Origin of the sequence: Streptomyces sp. 8N616 (genome assembly GCF_052246385.1) — a bacterium.
Lineage (GTDB): Bacteria > Actinomycetota > Actinomycetes > Streptomycetales > Streptomycetaceae > Streptomyces.
This window is the reverse complement of sequence record NZ_JBQQBY010000011.1, coordinates 126939-142209: the sequence shown is the minus strand read 5'-3', so window position 1 is coordinate 142209 and position 15271 is coordinate 126939. Positions and strand designations below refer to the sequence as shown.

The following is a 15271-nucleotide window of genomic DNA, read 5'->3' as shown; positions in this document are numbered from 1 at the left end:
CGCACCGCTAACGAAGCGCTGGCCCTCAGCCGCCCGCCTTCAGGGGCAGCACCGCGCTGATCCGGAAGCCGCCCCCCGGCCGCGGCCCGGCGTCGAGGCGGCCGCCGACCATCCCGACCCGCTCCCGCATTCCGATCAGCCCCTGCCCGAGGCCGTCCGCCCCGCCGTCCTCGTACAGCTCGTGCTGCGCGCCGCGCCCGTCGTCCTCGACGAGCAGGTCCAGCTCGGCGTCGCCGTACATGAGGCGGACGGTGGCGCCGACGTCCGGGCCGCCGTGCTTGCGGCTGTTGGTGAGCGCCTCCTGCACGATGCGGTACGCGGTCAGCTCCACGCCGCTGGGGAGCGGGCGCGGTCTGCCCTCGACCCGGAAGTCCACGGGCAGGCCGGCGCCGCGCACCTGCTCGATGAGGTCGTCGAGCTGGCCGACGTCGGGCTGCGGCACGTAGTCGCCGGACTCGCCCGGCTCCCCGGTGCGCAGCACGCCGAGCAGCCGGCGCATCTCGGCGAGCGCCTGACGCCCTGTGCCGGAGATCGTCTCCAGCGCCTGCCTGGCCTGATCGGGCGCGGCGTCCAGGACGTACGCGGCGCCGTCCGCCTGCACCACCATCACGGACACGTTGTGCGCGACGACATCGTGCAGCTCGCGCGCGATCCGCGCCCGCTCGGCGGCCACGGCCACCTTGGCCTGCGCCTCGCGCTCCTTCTCCAGGCGGGCGGCCCGCTCCTCGAGCTGCGCGTAGTACGCGCGGCGGGTGCGGAGCGAGTCGCCGAGGACCCAGGCGAGGGCGAAGGGGACGGTCATGAAGACGGTGGCGACGACGTTCTCGAAGCCGCTCGAGTAGTCGCTCGACCACCGGGTGTTGGCGATGGTGGGCGCGGCCAGGCCGCCGACCAGGGCGAACCGGGAGGCCCAGCGGGCGCCGTTGGCGGCGTTGGTGTAGACGATCACCAGCATCGCGAAGTCGGCCGGGTTGACCTGGACGTCCGTGACGAGCTGCACGACGCCCATGGCGGCAGCCAGCACCAGCATCTTCTCCGGCGCGCGGCGGCGCAGCGCGATCACGGTGCACAGCGCGAGCGCCACGAAGACCGCCGCGGGCCGCTCCGCACTGCCGAGGAGCGTGTCCTCGACCAGCCACAGGCCGCTGAACCCGAGCAGGATGACAGCCCAGAAGCTGTCGACCCCTGTCGGGTGCCTGCGGAGGAAGTCATAGAGGCGCTGCACGTAACCCAGCGTAGGCAGACCGCGTACGTGCCGGGGTCAACCGGAGGGCCGATCCCTGTGCCGGGCACGTACTCCCCAAGGTGGACGGGTGGCGGATGGGAAGCGGGCGGGAGCGGGTGGGAGGTGGGCGAGGCCGCCGCGCCCGCTCGCCCTTACGGTGGGGGCGTGGTGAGCGATAGGGCGCTGTGGCGGGGGTGGCGCGAGGCGACCGAGGAGGCGCTGTACGGGCCGGACGGCTTCTTCGTACGGGAGCACCCGGCGGGCCACTTCCGCACGTCCGTGCACGCATCACCGCTCTTCGCGGGTGCCGTCGCCGAGCTGCTGGCGCGGGTGGACGAGGCGCTGGGGCGGCCGGACGAGCTGGCGGTGGTGGACGTGGGGGCCGGGCGCGGGGAGCTGCTTGCGGGTGTGCTGGGCGCGGTGCCGCGCGAGCTGGGCGCGCGGCTGCGGCTCCGCGCGGTGGAACGGGCGGAGCGGCCGGAAGACCTCGACGAGCGCATCGAGTGGCTCCGCGAACTCCCGGAACCGGAATCCGTCACGGGGCTCCTCTTCGCCAACGAGTGGCTCGACGACGTACCGGTGGACGTCGCGGAGTGGGACGCGTCGGGCACCCCGCGAACGGTCCTGGTCGCCCCGGACGGCTCGGAGCGGCTGGGCGCTCAGGTGACGGGCGCCGACGCGGCCTGGCTGCGGCGATGGTGGCCGCCGGAGCCGCCGGTGGATCCGCTGGCAGGTGAGCCGGGGTCGTCGGGGGATCCGGGGCTCGGGGCTGGGATCAACGGGCCGCGGGACGCGGCGTTGGCCGTAGAGGCGGACGCGGAGAGCGGCGAGGCACGCGACGCCGCGCCGAGCCCGGTTGCGGGGCTGCGGGCGGAGGTTGGGAGGCCGCGGGACGCGGCGTGGGCGCGGGCCGTGCGGTGTCTGGCCCGCGGTCTCGCGGTCGCCGTCGACTACGGGCACACCCGCACCGCCCGCCCGCCCTTCGGATCGCTGACGGGCTTCCGCGACGGCCGCGAGGTCCAGCCGGTGCCGGACGGCTCGTGCGACATCACGGCCCACGTGGCGCTGGACGCCTGTGCGTCGGCAGGTGCGGAAGCCGTCCCCGGCGGAGCCCGTGACCCCGTCCTGCTGCCCCAGGGCCACGCGCTGCGCGCGCTGGGCGTCGCCGGCGGCCGACCGCCCCTCGCGCTCGCGTCGAGCGACCCCGCCGCGTACGTGCGCGCGCTGAGCTCGGCGGGCGAGGCCGCCGAGCTCACCGACCCGGCGGGCCTGGGAGCCTTCACCTGGCTCATTCAGCCGATGGGCCTGGCACCTGAGTTCCTGACCGCGGCGGGCCTCGCCCGCGCGGCCACCGGCCGACCGGGCTGACCCGGCCCGCTCGCCCGGAACAGCAGCCGTGCCCCGGACTCCGTCCGGACCCCGTGCCGTCCACGGGTCGGTGGTGGGTCGGAAGACGCCCCGCCCGAGGCCCGCCGTCGGGTTCGTCAGTCCGGGGTGAGCCAGCGGTCCGGGATGGAGTTGCGGCGGCCCGTGCGCGAGTGGTCCGCCTGGGACGCGGTGATGCGCGCCGCATCCGGCGCGTCGCGCAGCCTCGCCGTGACCGTCTTGTTCGCGCCCGTGTCCACGTGGACCCCCGCCAGCCCGAGCCGCCGCTCCCACGGCCCCTGCGTCCGCCGCACACTCTGCACCTTCGCGTGCGGGACCAGGGACAGCGAGCGTCCCAGCAGCCCATGCCGGGCCGCGAACACCAGCCCGTCCGCCGCGAACCCGTACCCGCGCCACCACACCGGCACCCGCCACCGCGCCCGCCGCGGCGGCGGCTCCAGCGCCTCCGTCACGGCGCGCAGGTCGACGCCGGGCAGGACGCGGCCGATGACCCGTTCCGCGACGGCCCGCTCGGCGACCGGCAGCAGGACGTCGTTCTTGGAGCCCGCAACGTCCAGCTCCACCCGGACCCACCCGCGCCGCCGCCACAGCAGCGGCTCCACGATCCGCACGGTCTGCACGCGCCCCGGCGGCACGGTCTCGTGCTCGCGGTCGAGCAGCCCGTGATCGAGCCGCAGCCCGTCCGGGGATTCGCCGACCGTCCAGTCGTACTCGGCGACGAACCGGCCCCCGCTGCTCGCCCACACCCCGCCCAGGAAGGGCAGCGCGGTCGCGATCGCGGCCCACGGACTGCCGCTCACCAGCCACACCACCGGCGGTCCCACGACGGCCGCGGCCAGCGCCGTCCAGGTGCTCGCCATCAGCAGCAGCGACACCGCAAGGACCCGCGGCTCGACGCGCACCAGCCGCCGTACGGGCGCCTCGCCCGCCTCCCGTACCGCCTCGGGCGCGATGCCCGCCGCCCGCGCCAGCAGCTCCGCGCGCAGCGTCCGCGCCTCCTTCTCGCTCAGGAAGGCCAGCTCGTCCTTGTCCTCCGTGCCGATGACGTCGAGCTTGAGCTTGGCGACGCCGAGGAAGCGGGCGAGCAGCGGCTGGGTGACGTCCACGGCCTGGAGCCGGTCGAGGCGGATGTGCGCGGTGCGCCGGAAGACCAGCCCCGTACGGATCCGCAGTTCGGTGCCGGTGACCGAGAAGTGCGTGAACCACCAGGACAGGAAGCCGTACGCGCCCGCGACGGGTATCAGCACGGCGAGGCCCAGCAGCGCGAGGCCGACGGTCAGTTCGGCGATCCACTTCTGCGCCTGGCCGAGGTCGTGGACGATGACGCCGGCGGCCACGGCGATCGGTGCCCAGGCGCGGCGCAGCGGGGTCACCGGATGCAGCCGCCGCTCCACCCCCGCGTCCGGCGGCTCCCCCGATACGCCACCCGGCGCGCCCCCCGGAACGGCCGAAGGTACGTCCGACGGTATGGCCGCCGGCTCCGGCCCCGTCACAGCCCCGCCGATCGCGCCTGGCCGAGCTCGGTGAGCCGTTCGCGCAGCCGCGCCGCCTCCTCCGGCAGCAGGCCGGGGATACGGGCGTCGCTCGCGGCGGCCGCCGTGTGCAGCTGGACGCTCGCGAGGCCGAAGCGCCGCTCGAGCGGCCCCGAGGTCACCTCGACGAGCTGCATCCGCCCGTACGGCACCACCGTCAGCTCCTGCCACAGCACTCCGCGGCTGAGCAGCAGGTCGTCGGCGCGCTCGGCGTACCGCCAGGAGCGCCAGTTGCGGCCGGTCATCCACCAGCCCCAGCCGGTGAGCGCGAGCAGCGGGAGCGCGGCCGCCGCGGCCCAGCCGGGACCGGCGAGCGGCCACAGCACGGCCGCTGCTGCCACGGCGAGCGGTGGCAGCGTACTCACGAGCAGCAGCCGCCGCATGCGCAGCAGTCCCCCCGGCAGGCCCGTCCAGACGGTAGCGGCGTCCGCTCCCGGGTCCGGTTCAGCGGCATCCGGCCCCGATTCAGCGGCCTCTCGTCGTCCCGCCCCGGCGTCCTGCCGCCCCGCCCCGGCGCCCTGCCCTATCCCCGTGTCCATGCCACCAGCGTAAGCGGGAGAAGGAGCTGCGAGACTGTCCTCATGACGGAGACGACAGTCGGGATCGGCGGTGCGGCGGAGAGCACGGACATGGTGCTCAACATCGGGCCCCAGCACCCGTCCACGCACGGCGTGCTGCGGCTGCGGATCGTGCTGGACGGCGAGCGGATCCAGCACGCGGAGCCGGTGGTCGGCTATATGCACCGGGGCGCGGAGAAGCTCTTCGAGGCCCGCGACTACCGCCAGATCATCGTGCTCGCCAACCGCCACGACTGGCTGTCGGCCTTCTCCAACGAACTGGGCGTCGTGCTCGCCGTCGAGCGGATGCTGGGCATGGAGGTGCCCGAGCGCGCCGTCTGGATGCGGACGCTGCTCGCCGAGCTGAACCGGGTGCTCAACCACCTGATGTTCCTCGGCTCGTACCCCCTCGAACTGGGCGGAATCACCCCGATCTTCTACTCGTTCCGGGAGCGCGAGGATCTCCAGCACGTCATGGAGGAGATCTCCGGCGGCCGGATGCACTACATGTTCAACCGGGTCGGCGGGCTGAAGGAGGACCTCCCCGCGGGCTGGCTCGGCCGGGCGCGGGCCGCGGTGGCCGAGGTGCGCTCGCGGATGGACGTGTACGACCGGCTGGTGCTCGGCAACGAGATCTTCCGCGGCCGCACGCGCGGCGTCGGCGTACTGGCGGCCGGGGCGGTGCACGCGTACGGCGTGAGCGGGCCGATCGCCCGCGCCTCGGGCGTCGACTTCGACCTGCGGCGCGACGAGCCGTATCTCGCGTACGGGGAGCTGCGGGACGTCCTGAAGGTGGTCACCAGGACCGAGGGCGACTGCCTGGCCCGCTTCGAGTGCCTGCTGGACCAGACGCACAACTCACTCGAGCTGGCGGACGCGTGCCTCGACCGGCTCGAGGAACTGCCGCAGGGGCCGGTCAACCAGCGGCTGCCGAAGGTGCTGAAGGCGCCGGAGGGGCACACGTACGCGTGGACCGAGAACCCGCTCGGGCTCAACGGCTACTACCTGGTGTCCAAGGGCGAGAAGACGCCATACCGGCTGAAGCTGCGCTCGGCGTCGTACAACAACATCCAGGCGCTGACGGTGCTGCTGCCGGGGACGCTGGTCGCGGACATGGTCGCGATCCTCGGCTCGATGTTCTTCGTCGTGGGCGACATCGACAAGTAACCGGACTCTTCACCAAATAGCGGGGTCATTCACGCTGTTCACCGAACAGCCCGATAGCCGGACAGCCGGACAGCCACCGCCCTTCAGGACGAGTGGGCGCGCAGCTCCCGTACGTCGATCTGCTCGGTCTCGTCGTGCTCGGTGAGGTCGATGACCTCGCCCCCGTCGGCTTCCTCCTCGCGGGCGGCGGCCAGCGCCTCGGCACCGACGACGTCCGCCAGGTCCTCCCCCGCCAGGTCCTCGGCTACCACGTTCTCGGCCGCCGAGTCCCCGGCCGCCAAATCCCCGGCCGCCAAGTCCTCGTCGGATTCCGCCGGGACCGGCGATGGCGACGGGGCCGCCGCCAGCTCGGGCCGCTGTGCCGAGGCCAGGGCGGGCCGCTCCGGGCGCTTGCGGCCCCCGGACTTGGCGCCGAAGAAGTCGAAGCCCCCTTCGACGCGGGACGTCGGGCGGCGCAGCGGCGCGTACGGCACGACCGCGGCGGCCACCGGCACTTTGCGGCCGTCGTCGTCTGACCCCGCCGCGTCGTCGGTTTCGGTCCCGGCATCGGCATCGGCCTCGGCCCCGGCGGAGCCGGCAGGGGCGTCGGCGGAATGGGCAGCGGCGTCAGCGGTGTCGACGGAGTCAGCGGAATGGGGGGAATTGGCTGAGCCGGCGGAGTCGGCGGCCGAACGGAACCCGGTGCCCTCCCCGGTGGCCGCCGCGTGCTTCCCCTGTGCCTGCTCCTCCCCCGCGCGCTCCTGCTCCCGCTCCCGCTCGGCGAGGTCGCGGCGGCGGGCGGCTTCGACCGTCCGCTTCGCGTGCTGGCGGGCGCCGTTGCGGATCAGTTCGGTGAGCGCCCGGTCGGCCTTGGCGTACGCGCCGGGAGTCGGGGCGCCGTTGGCGTCGAGGAGGCCGTTGGCGGACGCCGCGGTCAGCTCCTTGGCCGGGGCCGCCGCCTCCAGCGCGAGCAGCCTGCGGCCTTCCAGCGCGCTCGCCCGCTCGGTCTCGGCGGTCGCGTACCGGCGCAGCAGTTCGGCGTGCTCGTTGCGCAGCCGGGAGAGCTCGGTGCGCTTGGCGCGCAGCTTGGCCTCGAGGGCGGCACGCATCTCGCGCGACTCCTCGAGGTCGCCCTCGACTTCGGCTATCCGCTCCTCGGCGCGCCACTCGTCGCTGCGGCGGGCCCGGGTGAGCTCGGCGACGCGCTTGCCCGCGGCGCGGTCCCAGGAACGCATCAGGACCGCGCCGGTGACAGCGGCGGCGGCAGCGGCCGCCACCAGCACACGGAGCGCCACGGGATCGCCGAGCAGCCAGGCACCGGAGGCGCAGGCGACTGACGCGCCGGCGACCGCCGAAGGGGGAAGAAGCCTGTGCAGGGGCGGCGAATGGCGGTGACGTCCACGTGGCATGGCCAGAAACTTACCGTGCGTGCGGTACGCGTGGGGAGGCAGCAGCCAATCTGTTTTCCGCCGGTTGCGTTGCCGCTACCCCTTCAGCAATCGCTTGGACTCCAAGTACTCCTTCGCCACATCCGCGGGCTTCTGCCGCTCCGCGTCGATCTTCCGGTTCAGCTGGATCAGGTCGTCGGTCGTCAGGACCTTCGTGAGCTTGCCGAGAGCCGCCTCGACGCCCTTGTCGCCCGCGTCCTTCGCGTTCACCACGGGCAGTACGTTGTCGGCGTTCTGCAGGCCCTTGTCGTCCTCGAGGAGCACCAGGCCGAAGTCCTCGAGCGTCGCGTCGGTCGTGGTGGTGAGCACCAGCTGGTCGGTGCCGTCCTTGACCGCCTGCTTGGCCTGCGGCGTGCCGACGCCCTTGGGGTCGATCTCGGTGATGTCGATGCCGTACGTCTTCTCGAGCCCCGGCCGGCAGAACGGCCGGAGGTCGCACTCGTCGCCCGCCGCGATTTTGATCTTCTGCTTCGACTTCCCCAGGTCCGAGAGGGTTTTGAGGTGGTGCTCGGTGGCGAATTCCTTGGTCACGGCAAAGGCGTTCTGATTGACGGCCTCACCGGCGGGGAGGACCTTCAGTCCCTTCGGCTCGGCGAGCTTCTTCAGCGCCTCGACGGTCTTGTCCACATCGCTGGACGCGACCGGCTCCGCCTTCGGCCCGTTCTTCTTCGTGTTGAGGAATTCGGCGAGCGTGGCGGCGTATTCCGGTACGACGTCGATCTGGCCCTTCTCCAGCGCCGGTTCGTACAGCTCACGGTTCTTCAGGGTCTTGATCTCCGTGCCGTAGCCGTCGTCCTCCAGCAGTTGGGAGTACAGCTCGGCCAGGAGCGCGGACTCGGTGAAGCCGGCCGAACCGATCACCAAGGAGCCCTTCTTGCCCCCACCGCTGCCCGTGTCCGAGCTGCTGTCCTTCTCCTCCAGGCTCTCGCCACCGCACCCGGCAGCCGTGGCCGCCAGCGCGACGGCGGCCAGAGCCGCGCCCGCCGCCCGTACTCCACGCCTCGCGCGCGGGGTCCTGCTCATGGGAATCACCATCCAACCGATCGTTTCTCACACTGCCGTGGCCACTGCCCTGGCAGGGGCTGCCGCGGCAGTACGCCGCCGCATGGGGTCCAGGAGTCGCCCGGCGGCGACGAGCACGGCTTCGACGAGCAGCGCCAGTGCGGCCACGAGCACCGCTCCGGCCACCACCTGCGGGGTGTTGTACGTGTTGAAGCCGTTCGTGATGATCCGGCCGAGACCGCCCTCTCCGGCCATCGCGGCGAGCGTCGCGGTGGCGACGACCTGGACAGCGGCGGACCGCAGACCGGTCATGATCAGCGGGTAGGCGAGGGGGAGTTCGACCCGGAGGAACAGCTGGCGCCCCGACATGCCCATCCCGCGGGCCGCCTCCACCACCGCCGCGTCCACCTCCCGCATCCCGATGTAGGCGTTGGTCAGCAGCGGCGGCACGGCGAACAGCACCAGCGCGATGATCGTCGGCAGGTCGCCCTGTTTACCGAGCGGGGTGAGTGTCAGCAGCACCAGCACGGCCAGAGTCGGAACCGCCCGCCCCACGTTGGAGAGGTTGACGGCGAGCGCGCCGCCCCGCCCGATGTGCCCCAGATACAGCGCGATCGGCAGCGCGATCGCGCAGGCCAGCAGCAGGCACACCGAGCTGAAGTACAGGTGCTCGGCCAGCCGGTGCCACACCCCGTTCTCCCCCGCCCAGTTGGCGCCCGTGGTCAGCCATGTCCAGGAATCCGCGATCGCGCCCATCCGTCAGGCCCCCTTTCCCGCGCGCACCCGGCCCCGGGTCCATGGCGTGAGCACCCGCTGTACGGCGAGCAGCAGCACGTCCGCGGCCACCGCGAGCACCACGCAGATGACGGAGGCGGTGAGCACCTGCGCCTTGAAGTTGCTGTCGAGGCCTTCCAGGATGAGCGTGCCCAGACCGCCGTAGCCGACGATCGCGCCGACCGTGGTGAGGGCGATCGTGGACACCGCGGCGATGCGCACGCCCCCGAGCAGCGCGGGCAGCGAGAGCGGCAGTTCGACCTCGAACAACAGGCGTATCGGCCCGTAACCCATCCCGCGGGCCGCCTCCCTGGCCTCATCGGGCACCGCGTCGAGTCCGGCCAGGATGTTCCGCACCAGGACCGTCAGCGAGTAGAGCACGAGCCCTGTGACCACCACGGAGACCGAGACCCCGAACAGGGGCATCAGCAGCGAGAACATGGCGAGCGACGGCACGGTGTAGAGCACGGAGGTCAGGCCGAGCACGGGCCCGGCGAAGGCGCCGCGCCGCCGGGCGAGCAGCGCCAGCGGGAAGGCGACCAGCAGGCCGATGGCGACCGAGGCGGACGTGATCCCGACATGCTCGACCGTGGCGTCCACCAACTCCTGGCTCCGGCTGCTGACGTACTCGCCGCAGATCCAGTCGTTCGCCCTCAGGCAGCCCCGCTCACCCATGCCCCTCCACCTCCCCCGGCCTGCTCGTTCCAATGCCTGGCGACCCTATCTCCAAGGACTGACAATCGGTGAAGATCGCCATACCGCGGCAATACGCTCTTCATAAATCCCGGCCCGGGACCAGCCACAATGGGGTGCCATGATCCGCTTCGACCACGTCACCAAGCGCTACGCCGACGGCACGACCGCCGTGGACGACCTGTCCTTCGAGGTCGCGGAAGGCGAGTTGGTCACGCTCGTCGGACCCTCCGGCTGCGGCAAGACCACCACGATGAAGATGGTGAACCGGCTCATCGAGCCGACCTCCGGCCGGATTTTCCTGGAGGGTGAGGACATTTCGGCCATCGACCCGGTGGAGCTGCGGCGCCGTATCGGCTATGTCATCCAGCAGGTCGGCCTCTTCCCGCACAAGACCGTCCTCGACAACACCGCCACGGTGCCGCACCTCCTCGGCTGGCACCGCAGGAAGGCCCGCGACCGCGCGGCCGAACTGCTCGACCTGGTCGGCCTCGACCCGTCCGTATACGGCGGCCGCTACCCCGACCAGCTCTCCGGCGGCCAGCGCCAGCGCGTCGGCGTCGCCCGCGCGCTCGCCGCCGACCCGCCCGTACTGCTCATGGACGAGCCCTTCGGCGCCGTCGACCCGGTCGTGCGCGAGCGCCTCCAGAGCGAGTTCCTGCGGTTGCAGTCCCAGGTCCGCAAGACCGTCCTCTTCGTCACCCACGACATCGAGGAGGCGGTACGGCTCGGGGACCGCATCGCCGTCTACGGGGACGGGCGCATCGAGCAGTTCGACCCGCCCGCGGCCGTCCTGGGCGCGCCCGCCACGCCGTACGTCGCCGACTTCGTCGGAGCGGACCGCGGCCTCAAGCGGCTGTCCGTGACCGCGATCGAGAAGGGCGACCTCGAACAGCCGCCGGTCGTCCACCTCGACGACCCGCTCCCGAAGGCCGCGGCCCGGCTGACCGACGAGGGCGCACGCTGGGCGGTCGTCCTGGACGACTCCGGGAACCTGCACGGCTGGATCTCGCTGGACGCGGCGACGTCGGGAAGCGCGGGGGGTTCCGGAGGCTCGGGGGGTTCCGGAAGCTCGGGGAGTCCCGGAGGCTCGGGGGGTTCCGGAAGCTCGGGGAGTTCCGGAAGCTCCGGCAGGGCGGTGGGCACGGTGCGGGAGCACGCCCGCCGCATGGAGGCCTGGCTGCCGCTCGGCGCCACCCTGAAGCAGGCGTTCAGCACGATGCTCCAGCACGACGCGGGCTGGATCGCGGTCGTCGAAGGCGACCGCTTCCTCGGCGTCCTCACCCCGGCTCGCCTCCACGAGGCCCTTCGCCGATCCATCGACGCGGACGCCAACGCCATCGCCCGCGAGGACGTCGACCTCGAGACGGTGGCCGGAGCGTAACCCCCGCCGGGCGGGCCACTCCGCGCTGCGACCTCCGCCCCCACCGGGCGGTCAACTCCGCGCCACGCATCCCGCCGACGCGCCAGAAAAACCACCCTCAACTGCCCATTCCACCCCTATCGGACAGCCCGCCGACGCTGCGGGCCCGCCCCCCCGGACAGACCACCAAGGCCGCGATCCGCCCTGCCGGGCAGGCAGCTCCGCGCCCGTGTTCCGTTGACGCACCGGAAATCCACCCCCACTGGCTACTCCCCCTGTCGGGCAGGCCATCCCTGCCGGGCAGCCGCTCCCGCGCCGCGTATTCCACTGACACGCCAGCCCCACTGCCCATTTCGCCGCCTACCGGACAGGCCGCGGACCAGGCGGGGAGCCGACACCACGGGACCGCCCTAACCGGGCTGGCCGCCCAGCGCCGGGTACTCCGCTGACGCGCAGGAAAATCGTCCCGCCCTGCCCACTTCGCCCCCCGCCGGACAGGCGTCGCCTCTGCGGGACTCGTCCGTCGCCTGAGGCGGGATTTCTTCGCGGCCGCCCCGTCTTCTGCCCGACTCGCTGCCCGTTTTCCTGCGGCGCGGGGAGACAGGCAGCGGGGGTTGAAGGGGCAGAGCCCCTTCAAAGGGCGGGCAGGCGGGCGGGGAGGTGCCCGCCGCACAGCGGCGGCAGCAGGGTCGCAGGCGCGCAGCGGCGGCAGCAAGGTAGCAGGCGAGGAGCGGCCCGCCCGGCGACGCTATCGCGCAGCCGCCCGCCCAGCGAGGGCCCATCGCGCAGCCGCCCGCCCAGCGACGGCTATCGCGCAGCCGCCCGCCCAGCGACGGCTATGCCGGCGCGGCGCCCTCCGGCTCGTCCTTGTCCTCGTCCTCCGGGAGTTTGCAGACGCGCTCCAGGAACAGCGCCGCGATCACCACCGCGATCCCCGCAACCACCGACAGGCCCGCGTAGATCGCCTGGTCGCGCCGCGGCCCGGCGTCCAGGCCGTCGAGCAGCAGAAAGACGAACGCCCCGCCGTACATCCCCGCCACCAGCGCCGCCACCAGCGCGCTCGCCTGCCCGAAGACCACAGCCCGGGCGGCCACCAGCGGATCCACGCCCTTCGCGCCGGGCCGCCGCTCCCGCTGCGCCTTCAGCCGCGCGCGCAGCGACAGCGCGGTCGCGGCCAGCACGGCCGCGATCGCCCCCAGCACGATCGGGGCCGCCACCGGAACCCTGGGCAGCGTGCCGAAGGTGTCCCAAAGGCGCGCACCGGCCCAGGACAGCACCCCGGCCACGGCGAACAGCCCGAACAGGACCCTGACCCGCAGCTGCTTCACTGGCTCTCTCTCCTCGCGATGGCGCCCGAGCCCAATTGAGCCCGACAGAGCCCGACCGTGCCCGCCCGCCCGCGGCCCCTACCCGGGAGCCTAACGACTACTCGGGCAGCCGGAGTTCCAGGTCCGCGCGCGGTTCCACGCCCGTGCGCCCCACCGCCGCCAGCAGCTCGGTGACCGCGCCGCGCCCCGGAACCACGGCCTCCGGGTCGACGTCGTACCACGGCACCAGCACGAAGGCCCGCTCATGGGCCCGCGGGTGCGGCAGGGTCAGCACCGGGTCGTGGGAGACCACATCCTGGTACGCCACGATGTCGACGTCGAGGGTCCGCGGCCCCCAGCGCTCGTCCCGCACCCGCTCGAAGGCCTCCTCGATCGCGTGCCCCCGCTCGAGCAGCGCGGACGGCGGCAGCGTCGTCTTGACCAGCACCACGGCGTTGAAATACGTCGGCTGCGAACCCGGCTCCACGCCCGACGGCTGCGTCTCGTAGACCGGCGAGACCGCCTTGACCCGCAGCCCCGGGGTGTCCTCCAGCGCGTCGACCGCACCCTGCAGCGTCTCCAGGCGGTTGCCCAGGTTGCTGCCCAGCGCGATCACCGCCCGTTTGGGGTTGCTCAACGTGACGTCGGCCGCGTCCACCTGCTGGACCACCGAGGCGGGCACGGGCTGCACGGTCGGGTCGCTGCTGGTGCTCATACTCGGCTCCGGGTGATGGTGATGGTCACGTCGTCGAACGGCACGGTGATCGGGGCGTCCGGCTTGTGCACGACGACCTCGACCTCCCGCACCGCCTCGTGCTTCAGACACTGCTGGGCGATCCGCTCCGCCAGCGTCTCGATCAGATCCACCGGCTCCCCCTGCACGAGGTCCACGACCTCCTCCGCCACCACCCCGTAGTGCACGGTCTTCGCGAGGTCGTCGTCGGCCGCCGCGGGGCGGGTGTCCAGGCCCAGCACCAGGTCCACGATGAAGGTCTGGCCCTCCTCGCGCTCCCGCGGGAACACCCCGTGGTGACCCCGGGCCTTCAGGCCGCGCAGCGCGACACGGTCCACGCGAATCACTCCTGCTGGTCGTCTTGTCTTCGGGTGCCTTCGGCGCGCACCGGGGCAGCGCCCGGGTGCCACTCGTTTCGAATCTACCTGCGAGCACGGACGGCGCTCACGTACGGGGGCTGCGGACACGGGTTCCCCCGGCCGCCGTGCGGCTCGGCCTGCGCTTACCCCACCGCCCTGCCTCCCACCCCTACCCGGCTCTCCCTCGGCTCGAACGAGTGGGCCCGGGCACGGCGCTGACGCCCGCGCTGACGCCCCCGCCGACGCTGACGATCAGCTCTCGCCGTCCTCCTCGTCCTGGTTGTCAGCGAGTACGGGTGAGCCGTGATGAGACCACACCTTCCAGCCATCCGCTGTGCGCCGGAACACATTCGTCGCGACGACCAGCTGCCCCACGAGCGGGCCCAGGGCGCCGTCCTCCTCCGCGGGCCCGCCGCTGAGGATGTTCTCGGTGCAGGTCACCAGCGCCGTGTCGTCCTCGACCGCGACCTCGACATCGGTCAGGAAGAACTGGATGTAGTCGGTGTTCGCCATGATCAGGGCGTACGAGCGCAGAACCTCGCTGTGACCGCGCAGCACCGGCCACCCCGGGTGCACACAGCTGACGTCGCCGTCCAGCCACATCCCGGACACGGCCTCGAAGTCGCCCTGCTCCATGGCCTCGTAGAGGGCCGTGTTGGCCAGCTCGACCTGCTCGCGGTCCGTGCGGGCCGCGCTCACAGCATCCCCCCGTTCGCTTCTCCGCCCGCTCGGCGCAGAGGTGCGGCCATCGTCGTCGTCTGCGGGGCGGCGGCCTCGCGTGCGTCGCTCACGCCATCCCCTCGTACGCGTAGCGAACAGCTGTCACAGCGCCCCCTCCACCGCGCGCGCCACGCGCACCGCATCCGCCGTCGGCCGCACCTCGTGCACCCGTACCGCCCAGGCGCCCTCGCGCGCCGCGATGGCCGAGACGGCGGCCGTCGCCGCGTCCCGCTCGCGGGCCGGCGGGGGGCTGCCGTCTCCCCCGGCCAGCACCCGCCCCAGGAACCGCTTCCGCGAGGCGGCCACCAGCAGCGGCCTGCCCAGGCCGTGCAGTTCCCGCAGGTGGGCGACCAGCGCCAGGTCGTGCTCGGCCTGCTTGGCGAAGCCGAGTCCCGGGTCGACCACGATCCGCTCCGGGTCGACGCCCCCCTCGACCACGGCGTCCATACGGGCCCGCAGCTCGTCCAGGACCTCCGCGACCACGTCCCCGTAGACGGCCCGGCTGTTCATCTCCTCGCTGAACCCGCGCCAGTGCATGACCACGAACGGCACCCCCGCCGCGGCCACCACCGGCACCATCGCCGGGTCCGCGAGCCCTCCGCTCACATCGTTGACCAGCACCGCCCCGGCCGCTACCGCCTGCTCGGCGACCGAGGCGCGCATGGTGTCCACGGACACGACGACGCCCTCGGCGGCCAGGCCGCGCACGACCGGGATCACCCGGCGCAGCTCCTCGTCCTCGTCCACCCGCGTGGCCCCCGGGCGCGTCGACTCGCCGCCGACGTCCACCAGATCGGCCCCGGTGGCGGCCAGATCCAGCCCGCGCTTGACCGCCGCGCCGGTGTCGAACCAGCGGCCGCCGTCCGAGAAGGAATCGGGCGTGACATTGACCACGCCCATCACCGCACAGCGGTCCCACTCCGGAAGACCGGTCACCCGCCCGCGCAACGTGCTCATGCCCCCAGCCTAGGCCGCGACGACGCAGCTTCGGCGAGTGGGTTGCGGGCCGGACGGGTCTACGGCGAT

15 protein-coding genes are annotated in these 15271 nt (G+C 73.0%); 3 read left to right on the top strand and 12 right to left on the bottom strand.

Features of this window, described 5'->3' with window-relative positions; translation table 11 throughout:
* Positions 1-25: 25 nt before the first annotated feature.
* Positions 26-1225 (bottom strand): sensor histidine kinase, encoded by a 1200-nt coding sequence (locus ACTWQC_RS12645; RefSeq protein WP_443315718.1) that lies wholly within the window; start codon positions 1223-1225, stop codon positions 26-28.
* A 165-nt stretch (positions 1226-1390) separates the two neighbouring features.
* On the opposite strand from ACTWQC_RS12645, the gene ACTWQC_RS12640 reads away from it, so the two are divergent.
* Positions 1391-2593: an SAM-dependent methyltransferase gene (locus ACTWQC_RS12640; protein WP_443315717.1), complete on the top strand. Its 1203-nt coding sequence runs from the start codon at positions 1391-1393 to the stop codon at positions 2591-2593.
* Positions 2594-2709: 116 nt separating this feature from the next.
* Here the strand turns inward: ACTWQC_RS12640 and ACTWQC_RS12635 are convergent, their stop codons facing one another.
* Both ACTWQC_RS12635 and ACTWQC_RS12630 read right to left on the bottom strand, forming a co-directional pair.
* The gene (locus ACTWQC_RS12635; protein WP_443315716.1) at positions 2710-4104 is read right to left on the bottom strand and encodes a PH domain-containing protein; all 1395 of its coding nucleotides are present in this window, start codon (positions 4102-4104) and stop codon (positions 2710-2712) included.
* On the bottom strand, positions 4101-4682 hold the full coding sequence (locus tag ACTWQC_RS12630; protein WP_443315715.1) for a PH domain-containing protein: 582 nt from the start codon (positions 4680-4682) through the stop codon (positions 4101-4103). The genes ACTWQC_RS12635 and ACTWQC_RS12630 overlap by 4 nt, the downstream gene beginning before the upstream one ends.
* Before the next feature lie 42 nt (positions 4683-4724).
* Here ACTWQC_RS12630 and ACTWQC_RS12625 point away from each other — a divergent pair, with 42 nt between their 5' ends.
* Positions 4725-5867, top strand: coding sequence for an NADH-quinone oxidoreductase subunit D (locus ACTWQC_RS12625; protein WP_443315714.1), 1143 nt, complete (start codon positions 4725-4727; stop codon positions 5865-5867).
* An 83-nt stretch (positions 5868-5950) separates the two neighbouring features.
* Here the strand turns inward: ACTWQC_RS12625 and ACTWQC_RS12620 are convergent, their stop codons facing one another.
* The 4 genes from ACTWQC_RS12620 to ACTWQC_RS12605 all read right to left on the bottom strand — a co-directional run bounded on the left by ACTWQC_RS12620 (position 5951) and on the right by ACTWQC_RS12605 (position 9745).
* Complete coding sequence (locus ACTWQC_RS12620; RefSeq protein ID WP_443315713.1) at positions 5951-7255, bottom strand: hypothetical protein; 1305 nt, start codon at positions 7253-7255, stop codon at positions 5951-5953.
* 75 nt (positions 7256-7330) lie between these two features.
* Entirely contained in the window at positions 7331-8317 is a 987-nt protein-coding gene (locus ACTWQC_RS12615) for an ABC transporter substrate-binding protein (RefSeq protein ID WP_443315712.1), read from the bottom strand.
* Positions 8318-8344: 27 nt separating this feature from the next.
* Positions 8345-9052: an ABC transporter permease gene (locus ACTWQC_RS12610; RefSeq protein WP_443315711.1), complete on the bottom strand. Its 708-nt coding sequence runs from the start codon at positions 9050-9052 to the stop codon at positions 8345-8347.
* A 3-nt stretch (positions 9053-9055) separates the two neighbouring features.
* Positions 9056-9745 carry an ABC transporter permease gene (locus ACTWQC_RS12605; RefSeq protein WP_443315710.1) on the bottom strand — a complete coding sequence of 230 codons (690 nt, stop codon included), beginning with the start codon at positions 9743-9745 and terminating at the stop codon, positions 9056-9058.
* A gap of 139 nt (positions 9746-9884) precedes the next feature.
* Here ACTWQC_RS12605 and ACTWQC_RS12600 point away from each other — a divergent pair, with 139 nt between their 5' ends.
* Positions 9885-11147 carry an ABC transporter ATP-binding protein gene (locus tag ACTWQC_RS12600; protein ID WP_443315709.1) on the top strand — a complete coding sequence of 421 codons (1263 nt, stop codon included), beginning with the start codon at positions 9885-9887 and terminating at the stop codon, positions 11145-11147.
* A gap of 815 nt (positions 11148-11962) precedes the next feature.
* Here the strand turns inward: ACTWQC_RS12600 and ACTWQC_RS12595 are convergent.
* The 5 genes from ACTWQC_RS12595 to folP all read right to left on the bottom strand — a co-directional run bounded on the left by ACTWQC_RS12595 (position 11963) and on the right by folP (position 15202).
* A complete protein-coding gene (locus ACTWQC_RS12595; protein ID WP_443315708.1) occupies positions 11963-12454 on the bottom strand; it encodes a DUF3180 domain-containing protein in 492 nt (163 codons plus the stop codon).
* A 97-nt stretch (positions 12455-12551) separates the two neighbouring features.
* Positions 12552-13148, bottom strand: coding sequence for a 2-amino-4-hydroxy-6-hydroxymethyldihydropteridine diphosphokinase (folK, locus tag ACTWQC_RS12590; protein ID WP_443315707.1), 597 nt, complete (start codon positions 13146-13148; stop codon positions 12552-12554).
* Positions 13145-13504: a dihydroneopterin aldolase gene (folB, locus tag ACTWQC_RS12585; protein ID WP_443315706.1), complete on the bottom strand. Its 360-nt coding sequence runs from the start codon at positions 13502-13504 to the stop codon at positions 13145-13147. Before folB ends, folK begins: the two co-directional genes overlap by 4 nt.
* Positions 13505-13777: 273 nt before the next feature.
* Positions 13778-14224: a nuclear transport factor 2 family protein gene (locus tag ACTWQC_RS12580; RefSeq protein WP_443315705.1), complete on the bottom strand. Its 447-nt coding sequence runs from the start codon at positions 14222-14224 to the stop codon at positions 13778-13780.
* Positions 14225-14347: 123 nt separating this feature from the next.
* Entirely contained in the window at positions 14348-15202 is an 855-nt protein-coding gene (gene folP, locus ACTWQC_RS12575; RefSeq protein ID WP_443315704.1) for a dihydropteroate synthase, read from the bottom strand.
* Between the last annotated feature and the right edge of the window lie 69 nt (positions 15203-15271).

What these genes read in the sequence shown, in the direction of transcription:
- ACTWQC_RS12615 (WP_443315712.1), bottom strand. Translation starts at nt 8,317, where the DNA reads ATGAGCAGGACCCCGCGCGCGAGGCGTGGAGTACGGGCGGCGGGCGCG.
- ACTWQC_RS12600 (WP_443315709.1), top strand. Translation starts at nt 9,885, where the DNA reads ATGATCCGCTTCGACCACGTCACCAAGCGCTACGCCGACGGCACGACC.
- folK (WP_443315707.1), bottom strand. Translation starts at nt 13,148, where the DNA reads ATGAGCACCAGCAGCGACCCGACCGTGCAGCCCGTGCCCGCCTCGGTG.
- ACTWQC_RS12605 (WP_443315710.1), bottom strand. Translation starts at nt 9,745, where the DNA reads ATGGGTGAGCGGGGCTGCCTGAGGGCGAACGACTGGATCTGCGGCGAG.
- ACTWQC_RS12625 (WP_443315714.1), top strand. Translation starts at nt 4,725, where the DNA reads ATGACGGAGACGACAGTCGGGATCGGCGGTGCGGCGGAGAGCACGGAC.
- folP (WP_443315704.1), bottom strand. Translation starts at nt 15,202, where the DNA reads ATGAGCACGTTGCGCGGGCGGGTGACCGGTCTTCCGGAGTGGGACCGC.
- ACTWQC_RS12630 (WP_443315715.1), bottom strand. Translation starts at nt 4,682, where the DNA reads ATGGACACGGGGATAGGGCAGGGCGCCGGGGCGGGGCGGCAGGACGCC.
- ACTWQC_RS12610 (WP_443315711.1), bottom strand. Translation starts at nt 9,052, where the DNA reads ATGGGCGCGATCGCGGATTCCTGGACATGGCTGACCACGGGCGCCAAC.
- ACTWQC_RS12620 (WP_443315713.1), bottom strand. Translation starts at nt 7,255, where the DNA reads ATGCCACGTGGACGTCACCGCCATTCGCCGCCCCTGCACAGGCTTCTT.